Origin of the sequence: Cupriavidus sp. GA3-3, assembly GCF_000389805.1 — a bacterium.
Lineage (GTDB): Bacteria > Pseudomonadota > Gammaproteobacteria > Burkholderiales > Burkholderiaceae > Cupriavidus > Cupriavidus necator_D.
In genome coordinates this window covers 15,179-30,427 of sequence record NZ_KB944461.1, presented here as the reverse complement: position 1 = coordinate 30,427, position 15,249 = coordinate 15,179, and the positions used below count along the sequence as shown (strand labels likewise).

14 protein-coding genes are annotated in these 15,249 nt (G+C 67.4%); 10 read left to right on the top strand and 4 right to left on the bottom strand.

Annotated features, from left to right (window positions below; translation table 11 throughout):
- The first annotated feature begins 17 nt into the window (after nt 1-17).
- The 5 genes from prmA to C265_RS02805 all read left to right on the top strand — a co-directional run bounded on the left by prmA (nt 18) and on the right by C265_RS02805 (nt 4,619).
- On the top strand, nt 18-920 hold the full coding sequence (prmA, locus tag C265_RS02825) for a 50S ribosomal protein L11 methyltransferase (RefSeq protein ID WP_010813182.1): 903 nt from the start codon (nt 18-20) through the stop codon (nt 918-920).
- Nucleotides 921-929: 9 nt separating this feature from the next.
- Nucleotides 930-2,423, top strand: coding sequence for a DUF3426 domain-containing protein (locus C265_RS02820; RefSeq protein ID WP_010813181.1), 1,494 nt, complete (start codon nt 930-932; stop codon nt 2,421-2,423).
- A gap of 99 nt (nt 2,424-2,522) precedes the next feature.
- On the top strand, nt 2,523-3,023 hold the full coding sequence (tpx, locus tag C265_RS02815) for a thiol peroxidase (protein ID WP_010813180.1): 501 nt from the start codon (nt 2,523-2,525) through the stop codon (nt 3,021-3,023).
- Nucleotides 3,024-3,166: 143 nt separating this feature from the next.
- Complete coding sequence (locus C265_RS02810) at nt 3,167-4,114, top strand: carbohydrate kinase family protein (protein ID WP_010813179.1); 948 nt, start codon at nt 3,167-3,169, stop codon at nt 4,112-4,114.
- A gap of 37 nt (nt 4,115-4,151) precedes the next feature.
- Nucleotides 4,152-4,619 carry a membrane protein gene (locus tag C265_RS02805; protein ID WP_010813178.1) on the top strand — a complete coding sequence of 156 codons (468 nt, stop codon included), beginning with the start codon at nt 4,152-4,154 and terminating at the stop codon, nt 4,617-4,619.
- 284 nt (nt 4,620-4,903) lie between these two features.
- On the opposite strand, the gene C265_RS02800 is transcribed toward C265_RS02805, so the two are convergent.
- Entirely contained in the window at nt 4,904-5,578 is a 675-nt protein-coding gene (locus tag C265_RS02800) for a histone H1-like DNA-binding protein (protein WP_037023502.1), read from the bottom strand.
- Nucleotides 5,579-7,105: 1,527 nt separating this feature from the next.
- Between C265_RS02800 and C265_RS02795 the strand changes: the two genes are divergently transcribed.
- Nucleotides 7,106-7,570: a DUF2147 domain-containing protein gene (locus C265_RS02795; protein ID WP_010813175.1), complete on the top strand. Its 465-nt coding sequence runs from the start codon at nt 7,106-7,108 to the stop codon at nt 7,568-7,570.
- Between the two features lie 135 nt (nt 7,571-7,705).
- Here C265_RS02795 and C265_RS02790 read toward each other — a convergent pair whose 3' ends face one another.
- Nucleotides 7,706-9,829, bottom strand: a complete 2,124-nt coding sequence (locus C265_RS02790) for a TonB-dependent siderophore receptor (protein WP_037023500.1) — start codon at nt 9,827-9,829, stop codon at nt 7,706-7,708.
- Nucleotides 9,830-10,021: 192 nt separating this feature from the next.
- Entirely contained in the window at nt 10,022-10,894 is an 873-nt protein-coding gene (locus C265_RS02785) for a LysR family transcriptional regulator (RefSeq protein ID WP_010813173.1), read from the bottom strand.
- Nucleotides 10,895-11,024: 130 nt separating this feature from the next.
- Here C265_RS02785 and C265_RS02780 point away from each other — a divergent pair, with 130 nt between their 5' ends.
- The 3 genes from C265_RS02780 to C265_RS02770 all read left to right on the top strand — a co-directional run bounded on the left by C265_RS02780 (nt 11,025) and on the right by C265_RS02770 (nt 13,945).
- Complete coding sequence (locus C265_RS02780; RefSeq protein WP_010813172.1) at nt 11,025-11,417, top strand: 4-oxalocrotonate tautomerase family protein; 393 nt, start codon at nt 11,025-11,027, stop codon at nt 11,415-11,417.
- A gap of 203 nt (nt 11,418-11,620) precedes the next feature.
- A complete protein-coding gene (locus tag C265_RS02775; RefSeq protein WP_010813171.1) occupies nt 11,621-13,012 on the top strand; it encodes a GntP family permease in 1,392 nt (463 codons plus the stop codon).
- Nucleotides 13,013-13,111: 99 nt separating this feature from the next.
- Entirely contained in the window at nt 13,112-13,945 is an 834-nt protein-coding gene (locus tag C265_RS02770) for an aldo/keto reductase (protein WP_010813170.1), read from the top strand.
- A gap of 22 nt (nt 13,946-13,967) precedes the next feature.
- On the opposite strand, the gene C265_RS02765 is transcribed toward C265_RS02770, so the two are convergent.
- Entirely contained in the window at nt 13,968-14,390 is a 423-nt protein-coding gene (locus C265_RS02765) for a hypothetical protein (protein ID WP_010813169.1), read from the bottom strand.
- A 204-nt stretch (nt 14,391-14,594) separates the two neighbouring features.
- On the opposite strand from C265_RS02765, the gene C265_RS02760 reads away from it, so the two are divergent.
- Nucleotides 14,595-15,173, top strand: coding sequence for a YSC84-related protein (locus C265_RS02760; protein WP_010813168.1), 579 nt, complete (start codon nt 14,595-14,597; stop codon nt 15,171-15,173).
- Nucleotides 15,174-15,249: the final 76 nt, after the last annotated feature.

Here is a 15,249-nt window from a genome sequence, read left to right as displayed (position 1 = left end):
AGCAAGCAAGGAAGCCCGTGGCATTTCAGGAATGTGTGATCGAAGTGGCGCAGGACCAGGCCGAAGCCTGGTCTGATGCCCTGTTCGACCTCGGCGCGCTGTCGGTCTCGGTGGAAGACGCCGATGCCGACACGCCCGACGAGCAGCCGCTCTTTGGCGAGCCCGGGCTGGAACCGAAGCAACTCGCGTGGAACCGCTCGCGCGTGGTGGCGCTGTTCGGCGACGATGCCGATCCGGCCGTGGTGGTGGCGGCAGCCGCCAACCAGCTCGGCATCGACCCGGTGCCGGCCTACCAGCTGCGCGCGGTCGAGGACCAGGACTGGGTGCGGCTGACGCAATCCCAGTTCGAGCCGATCCGCATCGGCGAGCGCATCTGGGTGGTGCCGTCGTGGCACGATGCACCCGAGCCCGATGCCGTGGTGCTGGAACTGGACCCCGGCCTGGCCTTTGGCACCGGCAGCCATCCCACCACGCGGCTGTGCATGCAGTGGCTGGAGCAGAACCTGAAGCCGGGCGAAACCGTGCTCGACTACGGCTGCGGCTCCGGCATCCTGGCCATCGTGGCACGCAAGCTGGGCGCCGGCGATACCGTCGGCATCGACATCGATCCCAACGCGGTGGAAGCGTCGCGCTACAACGCCGAGCGCAACCGCGTGGAAGCCTCGTTCGCGCTGCCCGAATCGGTGTCCGAGGCCAGCTATGACCTGGTGGTCGCCAACATCCTGTCCAATCCGCTCAAGCTGATGGCCGCCATGCTGAGCGCGCGCGTGCGCGCCGGCGGACGGCTGGTGCTGTCCGGCGTGCTGGAACGCCAGGCGGATGAAGTCGCCGCGGCCTACGCGCCCTGGCTGCCGCTGACGGTGTGGCGCAGCGAGGAAGGCTGGGTGTGCCTGCATGGCACCCGCGGCGCCCAACCCTGATTCACACCGATGGCCGCCGTCAAGCTAGTCACGCGCTGCCCGGCCTGCCGTACCGCCTTCCGGCTGGTCGCCGACCAGTTGCGCCTGCGCCAGGGCCTGGTGCGCTGCGGCCAGTGCGAAACGGTGTTCGACGCGCGCGAGCACCTGATTGAGATTCCGCTGCCGGCCGGCGCTGCATCATCGTCGGCGTCATCGGCGCCATCGGCGGCTGCTTCGCCGGCCACCCCTCCCGCCCCCTCGGCGGCGCCCGCATCGGCTAAAGCCGCGCCTGCGCCGCAGCCTGCCTTCACCCCGACCATCGACCCCGGCTATGACGTGCCGGCGCTGGATGCGCCGACGATGCTGATGTCGTCGCCGGAGGACATGGCCATGCCGGCACCCGCCGGCATGGAAGACGCAGAGATCGAGCAGGCGCTGCGCGAAGCCAACGAAGCCGTCGCCCATCGCGATGCGCGCGAGGCGGAACGCCAGGCTGCCGGCCCGGAGGCGGCCGGGCCCGCCCCCGTCACGGCACCGGAACCCGCCGAGGATGCGCCGGCACAGCCGGCACAAGCGGCGTCCGCGTCCGCCTGGCCGGCACTCGATCACGGCGCGCTCGATACCCCGGCCGCACCGCCCCCCTCCCCGGCCGCTGCGGCGGCACCGGCAGCACCGCAACCGGCTGATGCTGACGCCAAGCCCGTGCCAGTGGCACCCGCTGCCAACATCCCCAGCGCAAGCGAGTTCCTGCGCGCGGCGTCTGCCGATGCCGGGTCCGAGCCGACCGCATGGCCGGATGAGGCATCGGCCCGCCTTGCCACCTCGCCTGCCGCGCCCACCTCACCCACCGTTGGCGACGACGACAACGCCCCCGACACCGGACAGCCGTCCAGCGTCACCGGCGGCGCCGTCGCGCGCGAGCAGACCACGCGCCGCTGGGCACGCACCGAAGCACCGGCCGGCCCGGTCTTCGCCCCCGACTTCCTGCGCCACGCGCGTGAGCGCGAGCGCGAGCGCGAACGGCAGCCCCGCAAGCCCGTGACGGTGCCCCGCTCCGCCTGGCGCGTGGCCGCCGTGGTGCTTGCCATCGCCGCTGCCGTGCAAGTGGTCTACCTGGCACGCAGCCATCTGGCCGGCCAGTTCCCGATGCTGCGCCCGGCACTCGAGGCCGCCTGCGCGCCGCTGGGCTGCGACGTGCCGCCATGGCGCGACATCGATGCGCTGCGCATCGAGACCTCGCAGCTGCAGCGCCAGGATGAAGACGGCGACACCTACCTGCTGTCGGTCACGCTGCGCAACCTGGGCCGCGCCAGCACCGCCCTGCCCGCGATCGAGCTGGTGATGACCGACCTGCAGGACCAGCTGCTGCTGCGCCGCGTGCTGCAACCCGCGGAGTACCTGGAGCCGTCGCAAAAGGCCTTTGCCGCGCAGGGTCTTCGCGCGGGCATGGAGCTGCCGGTTCGGGTACGATTCCGGACGCAGCAGGCGCCGGCCAACTATCGCGTGCTGATTTTTTACCCCTGAATCCCTGGCCCGCCGCCGGACCGGATCCGAGTCCGGCGGCAGGCCGCGCCCCCCGCTCCGGACACGAACCGGAAATCCATCAGACAACAAGGAGTAGACATGAGCAACGTCACCCTCGGCGGCAACGCCATCGAAGTCGCAGGCAAGTTCCCGCAAGCCGGCGACAAGGCCCCCGCCTTCTCGCTGGTCGGCAAGGACCTGAAGGACGTCACGCTGGCTGACTTCGCCGGCAAGCGCAAGGTGCTGAACATCGTCCCGAGCCTGGACACCCCGGTGTGCCAGGCCTCCGCGCGCAAGTTCAATGAAGCCGCCAGCGGCCTCGCCAACACCGTGGTGCTGACGATCTCGGCCGACCTGCCGTTCGCCATGGGCCGCTTCTGCACCGCTGAAGGCCTGGCCAACGTGGTGCCGCTGTCGACCATGCGCGGCGCCGAGTTCAAGGGCAACTACGGCGTGGACATCAAGTCCGGCCCGCTGGCCGGCGTGACCGCACGTGCCGTGGTGGTGCTCGACGAGAACGACACCGTCAAGTACAGCCAGCTGGTGCCGGAAATCAAGACCGAGCCGGACTACGACGCAGCCCTGGCCGCGCTGAAGTAAATCAGCGGCACGCCCGGGAACCCGCGGGTTCCCGGGCGGCAGCGGCCGCCCGCATCCCGGGGCGGCCGCTTTTTGTTTTCTGCCCGACCGATACTGCCCGCAAGGGCTCCGTTCCACCAATCACCCCAACACCTGGAGAGAGCATGGCCAGCCTGATCTGCGGCTCCGTCGCCTACGACACCATCATGACGTTCGATGGACGCTTCCGTGAACACATCCTGCCGGACCAGATCCACATGCTGAACGTCTCGTTCCTGGTGCCCGGCATGCGCCGCGAGTTCGGCGGCTGCGCCGGCAACATCGCCTACACGCTGAAGATGCTGGGCGGCGATCCCGTGGTGATGGCCACCGTCGGCGCCGATGCCGAACCCTATCTGGACTACCTGCGCAAGCTGGAGATCCCCACCGGCCACATCCGCGTGCTGCCGGAGACCTTCACGGCGCAGGCCATGATCACCACTGACCTGGACAACAACCAGATCACCGCCTTCCACCCTGGCGCAATGAGCCAGTCGCAGCTGAACCACGTCAAGGATGCGCTGGGCGGCGCCAGCGCGCCGGGCCTGGGCATCGTCGCGCCCGACAGCCGCGAGGGCATGCTGCACCACGCGCGCCAGTTCGCCGAGGCCGGCGTGCCGTTCATCTTTGATCTGGGTCAGGCCATGCCCCTGTTCAACGGGGAAGACCTGCGCGAGTTCGTTGAACTCGCCAGTTACGTGACAGTCAATGACTACGAGGCGCAGGTCCTGCTGTCCCGCACCGCCTGGACCAGCGCCGAGGTTGCCGCCAAGGTTCGTGCCTTCATCGTCACGCACGGCGAGCGCGGCGCCAGCATCTTTGCCGATGGTCGCCAGTACGCGATTCCGGCGGTTGCGGCCGAGCGCATCGTGGACCCGACCGGGTGTGGCGATGCCTTCCGTGGCGGCCTGCTCTACGGCATTGAAAACGGATTAGACTGGGAAACGACTGGCCGCCTGGCATCGCTGATGGGTTCGGTCAAGATCGCGCAACAGGGTCCGCAGAATCACTGGTTGTCGCGCGAGGAAATCGGCAACCGGTTCCAGTCTGCATTCGGGTACCGCTACGCCTGACCTGCGGCCAGCGCGTGGCTTCTTCTCGGGAAACGACATGAACAACAAGCTACGTGGCGGTGCCGTTGCCGTCCTTGCCGTCACCGCCCTGGTTGCCGGCTGCGCTACCCAATCCAACTCCAACAGCGTCTATGGCACGGGCCAGGCGCAGCGTGAACAGACCGTGCGCTACGGCGTGGTCGAAGGCATCCGCGAGGTCACCATCCAGGGTGGCCAGAGCGGTGCCGGCACGCTCGCGGGCGGTGCCATCGGCGGCATTGCCGCAGGCAGCACCATCGGCGGCGGCAACGGCGCGGTGGCGGCCGGGATCCTTGGTGCGGTGCTCGGCGGCATTGCCGGCAGCGCGGCCGAGAACAAGATCAACCAGCGCCGCGGGCTGGAAATCACCGTGCGCCTGGACAACGGCGAGATGCGCGCGATCACGCAGGAGGCCGACGAAGCCTTCCGCCCTGGCGAACGCGTACGGCTGCTGTCCTCGGGCGGCGTGACCCGGGTCACGCACTGAGCCCTCGCGGCCCCGCAGGGCCGCGCCAGGGCGCAGCAGAACGCGCCGCACCTGCAAGGGTCGCGGCGCTTTTTTTCGGCTTTGCAATTCCGTAACATTGCGGCGGACCGCTCCGCGCGCGGGCGCGCGCCCATGAAAAAACCCGCCGGGCGGATGCCATCGGCGGGTCGGCAAGACCTGGTGTCTTGCGGACCGGATACGCAGTATCCGGTCATGCGGGCACGCGCTGCGTGCCGGTGCGGTTCCTTGCGGAACGTGTAAGGTCCACTCCGTGGCGGAGCAGCTTACGGACGGTTGCCCGTCGGGAACGGCCAGGCAGCAGCCGGGTTCAGCGCGGTCTTGGCAGCCGAAGCGGGAGCAACGGCAGGGGCCGCGGCAGGCTTGGCGGCAGCCTTCTTGGCAGCCGGCTTCTTGGCAGCAGCCTTCTTGGCCGGGGCCTTCTTGGCAGCCGGCTTCTTGGCGGCAGCCTTCTTGGCCGGCGCAGCCTTCTTGGCAGCAACCTTCTTCACTGCAGCCTTCTTGGCCGGAGCCTTCTTGGCGACAGCCTTCTTGGCCACGACCTTCTTGGCGGCTACCTTCTTCACCGCGGCCTTCTTGGCCGGAGCCTTCTTGGCTGCAACCTTCTTGGTCGCGACCTTCTTGGCGGCTACCTTCTTCACCGCGGCCTTCTTGGCCGGAGCCTTCTTGGCTGCAACCTTCTTGGTCGCGACCTTCTTGGCGGCTACCTTCTTCACCGCGGCCTTCTTGGCCGGGGCCTTCTTGGCCGGGGCCTTCTTGGCGGCGGCCTTCTTGGCCGGCGCCTTCTTGGCTGCGACCTTCTTCACAGCGGCCTTCTTGGCCGGTGCCTTCTTGGCGGCCGGTGCTGCCTTCTTGGCGGCTACCTTCTTCACAGCAGCCTTCTTGGCGGCCGGCTTGGCGGCCTTCTTAGCCGCCGGCTTTTTCTTTGCAGCAGTTGCCATGGATAACTCCTTCACTAGAGAGTGAATATCGAATGACCTAAGTTGGCGACCCGACCGACCCGAGGCGCACTACAGCAGCGCGGCCCCAGTCGAGCGAGCGATTCATCGGCGTGCGGCCCGACCACTGCTGCACGCTAATGAATTTGGTTGCAGGCGCACCGCCCCTGGCGGTGACTTGGCGGCCGGAGCGAGCCCGCAAGCGGGTCTCGGGCACGTGCCGCGCCCTGGAATATTCGATCAGCCCGCACCGCCCGTTGAGCCGGCGCACGGCCAGAAATGAGGAGATATCGGACAGCTGGCCCGCGGTGCGGGCTTGGCCTCGCGCACGGCAGACGGCATTCATTCGGTGGTAGCGGGTCCAACCCGTTAATGGACCAAGGGAGACTGCACGCGTTTTAAGAAGCCGGTCCGGCCTGGTCTGCGTCAAAGTTCTCGTGCTCCTCAGCTACTACCTTCGTCACTGCATCGAAGCGCGCATCGCGCTCGTCGTTCCATCTTGCTTCCTGCTTCTCTGCAATGAAGTGAGACTCTTGTCAAGGCGAATCATAATTCGTTTGCACGATGATGTTAAGAAAAAAGTGCAAAAAAACTTGCCTGCATGTATCGCTCGAACTAGTTCTCACGCGCAGGGTCACGAAGACGTTGCCGATAGCATCGCAACGCGTCGCTCGCACGCTGGTGCCGACGCTCGTTTCGCACGCTCGCACATGCAGCGCGACACCCCATCGCACGCACCGCGCACCGCAGCTTTTACACGCCGCGACAAACCCTGACGACCAGCATCGCAACGCGCGCCTGACGACTGCGCAATGCCGCTGCGCGCGTCATCGCGTTTTCCGAAAAGCCGCATGGACAAAGGCTTTGCGGGCGATGCACCGATACGCGTGCGGCAGCCTTCGACTGGCGCGGACACGTTCCTGATCGCGCGCGCGCCGCGCTGCGCGACACACGCCCTGCATGCTTTACACAGTCGGCAGCGCACGCACGCGCCCTTATGCGACCAGGCCTCGGCCATGCTCGCTTCGCGCTTCGCGCGACACCGTCGCACACACCATCCAAGAGTGATGCGTGCACGCAACGGTTTGCATCGACGCAACAGCGCGAAGGCATCGCGAGGTCATCAAAGCGTTGCGATCGAGCCAAGCCGCGACGCTCGCGAAGCATCGCGGCAACACTTCGGCAGACGCTTCGATCAAGCCATCGGCATGCGTGTTCGATCCGCGCGCTTGCCGAGCGATCCGGATCGCGCGCGCCGTGCCTCGCGTGTTCGCGCTCTCACCCTCGCGACTCTGCGCGCCACTCGCCTCGCCCTGCCGGCAGCGCGTCGTACGTCCGCTTAGAGGATTGCTTCAGCGCCCGCCCGCCGGCGCCTTTTGCTGCATCACAATAACCCGCAAACGGCGGCTGCATGCGGCTTTCCGGGTAGCAGGCAATGGCCGCGGAAAGGCGCGCGCCGCGCCGCGCCGGATTGCGGCGCGCCCCCGGCGCCAGTAGATTGGCGTGGCTACGAACCTCAAAGGAGACATCATGCGCATCCATTCCCCCCTTGCTTCGACCCTGCGCGCCGCCGTGATCGCCGCAACCCTGCTCGGCAGCGCCGCGGCGATGGCGCAGGCCACGCCCAGCGGCATGTGGAAGACCATCGACGACAACACCGGCAAGCCGCGCGGGCTGGTGGAGATCACCGAGAAGAACGGCGTCTTCAGCGGACGCCTGGTCAAGACCTTCGTCGAGAGCGACGGCAAGCCGCGCGTGTGCGACAAGTGCACCGACGCACGCAAGGACCAGCCCGTCATCGGCATGACCATCCTCTCCGGCCTGCGCAAGACCGGCGACAACGAGTGGAGCGGCGGCGAGATCCTCGATCCGGAGAACGGCAAGGTCTACAAGAGCAAGATGTCGCTGGCCGAGGACGGCAACAAGCTCAACGTACGCGGCTTCATCGGCATCAGCCTGATCGGCCGCACCCAGACCTGGGAACGCGACCACTGACCCTGCCGGCACGGCGCGGGACTCAGGGGTTCTCCGGGGCATGCCGTTGCGTGTCCCCGCCGAACGAGAAACGGCAGTCGAAAAAAAACCGGGCGGTTCATCACCGCCCGGTTTTTTTGTCCACGATGCTGCGCTTTACATCCGGTAGCGCAGGGTGGCCATCACGCTGCGCGGGGCACCCGGCATGTTCAGGTTGGGGCTCGTGCCATGCGCGGACACGATGTAGCCCTTGTCGAACAGGTTGTACAGGTTCAGCTGTGCCTCGAAGGAGCCGCGGCGGTACCAGGCCATCGCATCGGCGGTGACATAGCCGGGCAGCGTCACGGTGTTCAGCGGGTCGGCATAGCGCGCGCCCACCAGGTTCAGGCCGGCGCCAACGCCGAAGCCGTGGCCCAGGTCCTTGGTCAGCCACGCGTTGCCGGAGTGGCGCGGCGTGATGGTGGCGCGCTTGCCCTGCAGCGCGGCGGTGGACTTGGTGACGGTGGCATCCAGGTAGGCGTAGCCGGCCAGCATGCGCCAGCCGCCGCCGAGTTCAGCCGCGCCGGAGATCTCGATGCCGTCGGTGCGCTGTTCGCCGATCGGCAGCAGCGCCGTGTTGGTGGCGTTGGCGATCTTGATATTGCTGCGCTCCAGCCTGAACACCGAGATCGTCGTGCTCGCCTTGCCGTTCAGCCAGTCGTACTTTGCGCCCACCTCGGTGTTGTTGGTGGTCTCCGGTGCCAGGTCGGCATTGTTGGCCGCCAGCGCGAAAGCCTCGCCGGAGGGCTGGAACGACTTGCTCCAGGACACGTAGTACGACTGCGACTTCGACGGCTGCCACACCAGGCCGGCGCGCGGGCTCCAGGCGGTGTCGGTGCGCGACAGGTTGCGCTGGCCGGCGATGCGGGTCTGCGTCTCCTGCTGGAAGTTGTCGTAGCGCACGCCCAGCAGCGCCTTCCACTGCTCGCTGAAGGTGATCATGTCCTGGGTGTAGAACGCCAGGGTATTGAACACGCCAAGGTTCGACGTGCCCGGCGTGCCGGGTGCCTGGCGCGGCAGCGCCACCAACACCGGGTTGAACAGGTCGAAAGCGATCGGCAGGCCGTTGGCGCCGACCACCGGCTTGGTGTTGTTGACCTGGTCCTTGTTCTGCTGGCCGATCTCCATGCCGTACAGGATCTCGTGCTTCATGCCCAGGAAGGTGGCCTTCTGGGTCAGGTCGGTCTGGTTGAACCAGCCATGTTCCTCGCGGCGGACATTGCCGTGGTTCATGGTGAGGGTGCGCGCCGCCTCGTTCACCGTGTTGGTCAGCGTGTTGTTGCGGTCCAGCGAGTAGTGGTAGTAGCGCGTAGCGTTGCGGATCGACCAGTTCTCATTGAAGCGATGGTTGACCGTGGCGGTGCCGGAGAACACGCGCGACTGCGAGTAGTCGGCATCGCGCGCGTTGGCCGCGCCGTAGTAGCGCGAGGCCGGCACGTCCACCGGGCGTCCCTTGTAGGCCGGGATGCCGAAGTCGGTCACGCGGCGGTCTTCCAGGTAGTCTGCCTGGAACAGCACGGTGGTTTCGGGAGCGATGCGCAGCTCCAGCGACGGCGCGATCGCCGAGCGGTCCAGGAACTGCTGCGAGCGGTAGCTGTTGGCCTTCTCCACCGCGCCGGTCACGCGGAAGGCGGCGGCGCCGTCGGCAAACACGCGGCCCACGTCGGCTTCGGCGCGGCGGTCGGCCCACATGCCGTAGCTGAGTGCGAAGTCGGTGACGTCGATGCCCGGCTTCTTGGTCACGCGGTTGATCAGGCCGCCCGACGAGCCGCGCCCGTACAGCACCGCCGCGGGACCCTTGATGACTTCGACGCGGTCGACATTGGACATGTCGCGGAAGTACAGCGCATCGTCGCGGATGCCGTCGACGAACTGGTCGGCGATGGCGGAAAAGCCGCGGATCGACACCTGGTCGCGCTGGCCGTCGCCGTGCGAGAACGACACGCCCGGCACGTTCTTCAGCGCATCCTGCATCGAAGTGGCGTGCTGGTCGCGCATGACATCGGCGGTGACCACGTTGACGGTCTGCGGGATGTCGCGCAGCGGCGCCTCGGTCTTGGTCGCGCTGACCGCATTGGGCGGGTTATAGCCGGTGCCAAGCTCGCGGCTGACATCGGCCCTGACCGTGACCTCAGGCAACTGCGCCGAAGCGCCTGGCGCGGCCTGGGCCCACGTCAGCACCGGTTGAAATACGAAGCTCCCCGCCACCGCGGCACAGATCGGGTGAAGTTTTATTCTCATTTCCCTGTAATCGGCTGTAATAGTTTTGAAAACGCGGGCGCATTATCGATTACAGGATTGCCAGGGTCAACGAGATTGCGAATTATTCCTATTCGCGATCAATATATGTTGCTTTCGACACAAGTGGCGGTTGCCACAGTCCGTCTTGTGATCCATTCCCCGACTTGAGGTGTCGTACTGAATGCCCGTCTCTTAGCCCAGCTGCCCGGCAAGCGCATCGCGCGCCTCGGCTACAAACGCTGACTCCCCGCGCCGCGCGGGCAGCAGGAAGAACTCCGCCTCAGGCAGCCGCGGCAGCCCCAGCCGTGCAATGGTGGCGGCGTCCAGCGGCGCCACGCCGGGGCCGATCGCCGAGGCGTTCAGGCACGACATCCCAAGCCCCGCCGCCAGTGCCAGATGCAGCCCCGCCACGCCTGACGCGGAGTGCGCAATCTCGAACGGAAGCCGCTTGCGCAGCAGCAGCTGCACCACGTACTGATGCAGCGAGCAGGTATCGGGCAGCAGCACCAGCGGCAGCGTCGCGGACAGGCTGTCGGCCTCGGCCGGCGCGGCTACCCAGGCCAGCGGCTCACGCCGCAGCACAGTGCCGCGCGTGCCCTGCCCGCGCGTGCCCGGCAGGCGCATGCTGAGGCCGATATCGAAGGTGTCCATCTCCGCAGCGGCGTCGATCGCCGCGCTCTTCATCACCGTCACGTGCAGGCGCAGGTAGGGGTAGCGCTCGCGCAGGCGCCGCAACATGCCGGCGATCTCGCCCGGGCGGAAGTAGTCGGTCACGGCCAGCCGCAGTTCGCCCGCCAGCGCGTGGCCGCGCAGGTCCTGCAGGGCCAGCTCGTTGAGCGCCAGGATGCGCCGCGCGTGTTCCAGCAGCCGCTCGCCCGCCGGCGTCGGCACCGCGCCATGCCGGCCGCGCGACAGCAGCGGCACGCCGGCGCGCTCCTCCAGCTTGCGCAGCTGCTCGCTGACCGACGACTGCGACAGGAACAGCCTGGGCGCCGCCGCCGACAGGCTGCCGCTGTCCGCGACCGTGACAAAGGTGCGTAACTGGTCGGTTTCGAATCCACGCATGGCAAGGCTCCGGCAAGGGTGGCATTACTTCGGATAATCCGATGGTACGCATCGAATATTCCCGCTTTTCCGATACTACACCACCCCCTACCATGGCATCACCAACCCACGAAAAACCAAGGAGCCAGCCATGCCCCACATCGTCCTGCACCTGTCCGGCCAACCCGATGCCGACCTCACCCGCCGCAGCGCCAGGGCGATCGCCGACCTGACCGAGCGCGTGCTCGGCAAGAAGCGCGAGGTGATTGCCGTCACGGTCCAGTACATCCCGCACGACAGCTGGATCATCGCCGACGTGCCGCTGTCGGAGCAGGGCCGCAACGCCTTCCACCTGGACATCAGCGTGACCGATGAAACCAACACCAAGGCGGAGAAAGCGCAGTTCACCGAGGCCGTGTTCGAGACCATGTCGGGGCTGCTGGGCAAGCTGCATCCGGTGTCGTACGTGCACGTGATCGACGCCCGCGCCGCGGCCTATGGCTACGGCGGGCGCACGCAGGAGTACCGCCACCAGCACGGCTGAAACGGCGCATCTCCCTCATGCCGGCAACTGTCATCCCAGTGCCCCCGCGGCGAGACCGGAGGTTACGCCGCGGGCCAAGCTGTGGCAAAGTCGCCGGCTGATCCCTTTTCCTGACGGACTGACAGAGACAAGGCGCCACAAGCGCCAGGCCCCGCGCGGCAACGGACCGCACCTCAGGACAAGGCAACCCTGAAGGAGATCCGATGTCGTTTCTGATCGTGCTGGCAGCCCTTGCCTTTCTGATGTTCGCCGCGTACCGCGGCTACAGCGTGATCCTGTTCGCGCCCATCGCCGCGCTGGGCGCGGTGCTGCTGACCGACCCGTCCGCGGTCGCGCCGGTGTTCACCGGTATCTTCATGGAGAAGATGGTCGGCTTCGTGAAACTGTATTTCCCCGTGTTCCTATTAGGCGCGGTATTCGGCAAGGTGGTCGAGCTGTCCGGCTTTTCCGAGTCCATCGTCGCCGCGGCGATCCGCTATATCGGGCGCTCGCGCGCCAATGCGGTGATCGTCACGGTATGCGCGCTGCTGACCTATGGCGGCGTGTCGCTGTTCGTGGTGGTGTTCGCGGTCTATCCGTTCGCGGCCGAGCTGTACCGCCAGAGCAACATCCCCAAGCGGCTGATGCCGGGCGCGATCGCACTGGGCGCGTTCTCGTTCACCATGGATTCGCTGCCGGGCACGCCGCAGATCCAGAACATCATCCCCACCAACTTCTTCAACACCACCTCCTGGGCCGCACCGGTGCTGGGCGTGGCCGGCTCGCTGTTTATCCTGGTGGTGGGCCTGAGCTACCTGGAATGGCGCCGCCGCGCCGCCGCCGCGCGTGGCGAAGGCTACGGCACCAACCTGCGCAACGAGCCCGAGCGCAGCCAGTCCGGCAAGCTGCCGCACCCGCTGCTGGCGCTGCTGCCGCTGGTGGTGGTGGGCGTGGCCAACTTCTGGCTGACGCGGATGATCCCGCTCTGGTATGGCCCTTCCAACAGCGTGGCGCTGCCGGGCCTGCCCAAGCCGGTGGAAACCAAGATCGCCAGCGTGACCGCGATCTGGGCAGTGGAAGGCGCGCTGCTGCTGGGCATCGCGGTGGTGCTGGTGACCGCCTTCGGCGCCCTGCGCGAGCGCTTTGCCGAGGGCACCAAGGGCGCCGTCGGCGGCGCGCTGCTGGCGTCGATGAATACGGCATCGGAATACGGCTTCGGCGGGGTCATCGCCGCCCTGCCCGGCTTCCTGGTGGTCAGCGACGCGCTGCGTGCGATTCCCAACCCGCTGGTCAATGCCGCGGTCTCGGTCAGCACGCTGGCCGGCATCACCGGCTCGGCCTCGGGCGGCATGAGCATCGCGCTGGCGGCGATGTCGCAGACCTTTATCGCGGGCGCACAGGCCATGCAGATCCCGCTGGAAGTACTGCACCGCGTGGTGTCGATGGCCAGCGGCGGCATGGACACGCTGCCGCACAACGGCGCCGTGATCACGCTGCTGGCGGTGACCGGCCTGACCCACCGCGAGTCCTACCGCGATATCTTCGCCGTCACAATGATCAAGACCGCCGCGGTGTTCTTCGTCATCTCGGTGTATTTTCTGACCGGACTGGTCTGAAGCAATCCCGGCCCGCGCGGCTTGTACATTCCAGGTGTTGTTAACTAGTGTGGTTGGGTGCCGCCCGGCACCTGACCCGGCAAACCAGGAAGCCGACACATGAAGCAAGTCACCCTGCCCGACGGCGAGCGCATCCCGGCGCTCGGCATGGGAACGTGGAATATGGGCGAGTCGCGCGCCGCACGCGCCGAAGAAATCGCCACGCTGCGCCTGGGCCTGGACCTTGGCCTGCGACTGATCGATACCGCCGAGATGTATGGCGAGGGCCAGTCCGAGGAGATGATCGGCGAGGCCATCGCCGGGCGCCGCGACGAGGCCTTCCTCGTCAGCAAGGTCTATCCCTTCAACGCCAGCCGGCGCGGCACCGTGCAGGCCTGCGAGCGCAGCCTGAAGCGGCTGCGCACCGACCGCATCGACCTCTATTTATTGCACTGGCGCGGCGGCGTGCCGCTGGAAGAGACCGTGCAGGCCATGGAGACACTGCAGCGCGACGGCAAGATCCGCCGCTGGGGCGTGAGCAACCTGGACCTGTCCGATATGCAGGAGTTGTGGGACGCACCGGGCGGCGACCGGCTGGCCATCAACCAGTTGCTGTACAACCTGGGCCGGCGCGGCATCGAATGGGACCTGCTGCCGTGGCTGCGCCAGCGCGGCGTGCCGGTGATGGCCTACTCGCCGATCGAGCAGTCACGCCTGCTGGGCAACCCCGGTCTGAAGCGCTTTGCGCGCGACCACGGCATGACGGCGGCACAGGCGGCGCTGGCCTGGCTGCTGGCGCAGGACGGCGTCATCGCCATCCCCAAGACCAGCCGGCGCGAGCGCCTGCTGGAGAACCTGGGCGCGCTGTCGCATACGCTGTCGGCCGCCCAGCTGGCCGAGCTCGACCGCATCTTCCCGCCGCCCGACGGCCCGGGCCCGCTGGAAATGCTTTGACCAGGCTGCCGCGCGCGTGCCCTCAGGGCACGCGGGCCACGTAGCGCTCGCGCTCGACGTAGCGCACCAGGTAGCTGCGCGCCTTCTCGCGGGTGTCGGTGGTCACGCGCGCCGCTGCCTGGCGCGCGCTGCTCTTGCCGTGCGACGACGACATCTGCCCATCCAGGTAGGTGCGGAAGGAATCATGCATGGCGCCCAGCTCAGGCTCGCACGCGGCCAGCGCCAGGTTGGCCACGTCCTTGGGCTGGCCCTTGGCCGACAGGTTATCGTTGGCCTTCTTCTGGGCGCAGTCCATGTATTTGGCGCGCAGCGCCTGCCAGCCGCTGCTGTCGACGGCCGACTGCGATCCGGCAGCCGCGGCGCCGGCGTCATTGGAAGGACCCGAAGGATGTGAAGCGCACGCGGCCAGGAAGGCCAGCGGCAGGGCTGTCAGGAGTTTTTTCATGGCTGGATGATGCGGTCACGGCGCATTGGGCCGTCCCATGTTCAGCCATGGGACGTTCCGGGCGCAAGACTGGCTATTCTTGCCGCGAATGGCCTCCCGGCACCACCTTCGTCACAAATGGAAACGTCTCTGCGCGGTCCGGCATTTGCCCGGGTGCTTCCGGCGCCTATGCTTCAAAGACGACAACAACACCAAGGAGACGAGATGAAACGTCGAACCTTCCTTTCGGCCAGCGCGGGTCTGGCCCTCGGCAGCCTGGCCCTGGGTGCCTGCACCACCACCAAGCCCGATGCCCCCACCGACAAGGCCGCGCGCCGGCGTGAGCTGGACTCCGGCGTGGACGGCACGCTGTCGCGCCTGTACAGCTCGGTCCAGGGCTCGCGCGAGCTGGGCAACCGCGCGCGCGGCATCCTGGTGTTCCCGAAGACGCTGTCGGCCGGCTTTATCGTCGGCGGCGAGTATGGCGACGGTTCCCTGCGCTCAGGCGGCGCCACGCGCGGTTATTACCGCCTGGTCTCCGGCTCGGTCGGCTGGCAGATCGGTGCGCAGTCCAAGTCCGTGATCCTGATGTTCCTGACGCAGGACGCGTATGACAAGTTCGTGCGCAGCGAAGGCTGGGTCGCGGGCGTCGATGCCACCGTGGCCGTGGCAACGGTTGGCGCCAGCGGCGTGCTGGACACCAAGACCGCCCAGCAACCCATCGTCGGCTTCGTGATGACCAATGCGGGCCTGATGGCGGGCCTGAGCCTAGAGGGCAGCAAGATCACCAAGCTCGACCTGTAAGGGCGGGCTTGCGGTGACCGCCGCGCGGCTTGCGTTCCGCGCGGCGCCCTCATTTTTCGCGACCGCGCGCCGCGAA

Coding starts and splice junctions, on each gene's coding strand:
- C265_RS02790 (WP_037023500.1), bottom strand. CDS start 9,829: ATGAGAATAAAACTTCACCCGATCTGTGCCGCGGTGGCGGGGAGCTTC.
- C265_RS02820 (WP_010813181.1), top strand. CDS start 930: ATGGCCGCCGTCAAGCTAGTCACGCGCTGCCCGGCCTGCCGTACCGCC.
- C265_RS02780 (WP_010813172.1), top strand. CDS start 11,025: ATGCCCCACATCGTCCTGCACCTGTCCGGCCAACCCGATGCCGACCTC.
- C265_RS02760 (WP_010813168.1), top strand. CDS start 14,595: ATGAAACGTCGAACCTTCCTTTCGGCCAGCGCGGGTCTGGCCCTCGGC.
- C265_RS02785 (WP_010813173.1), bottom strand. CDS start 10,894: ATGCGTGGATTCGAAACCGACCAGTTACGCACCTTTGTCACGGTCGCG.
- C265_RS02810 (WP_010813179.1), top strand. CDS start 3,167: ATGGCCAGCCTGATCTGCGGCTCCGTCGCCTACGACACCATCATGACG.
- tpx (WP_010813180.1), top strand. CDS start 2,523: ATGAGCAACGTCACCCTCGGCGGCAACGCCATCGAAGTCGCAGGCAAG.
- C265_RS02770 (WP_010813170.1), top strand. CDS start 13,112: ATGAAGCAAGTCACCCTGCCCGACGGCGAGCGCATCCCGGCGCTCGGC.
- C265_RS02805 (WP_010813178.1), top strand. CDS start 4,152: ATGAACAACAAGCTACGTGGCGGTGCCGTTGCCGTCCTTGCCGTCACC.
- C265_RS02765 (WP_010813169.1), bottom strand. CDS start 14,390: ATGAAAAAACTCCTGACAGCCCTGCCGCTGGCCTTCCTGGCCGCGTGC.
- C265_RS02800 (WP_037023502.1), bottom strand. CDS start 5,578: ATGGCAACTGCTGCAAAGAAAAAGCCGGCGGCTAAGAAGGCCGCCAAG.
- C265_RS02775 (WP_010813171.1), top strand. CDS start 11,621: ATGTCGTTTCTGATCGTGCTGGCAGCCCTTGCCTTTCTGATGTTCGCC.
- C265_RS02795 (WP_010813175.1), top strand. CDS start 7,106: ATGCGCATCCATTCCCCCCTTGCTTCGACCCTGCGCGCCGCCGTGATC.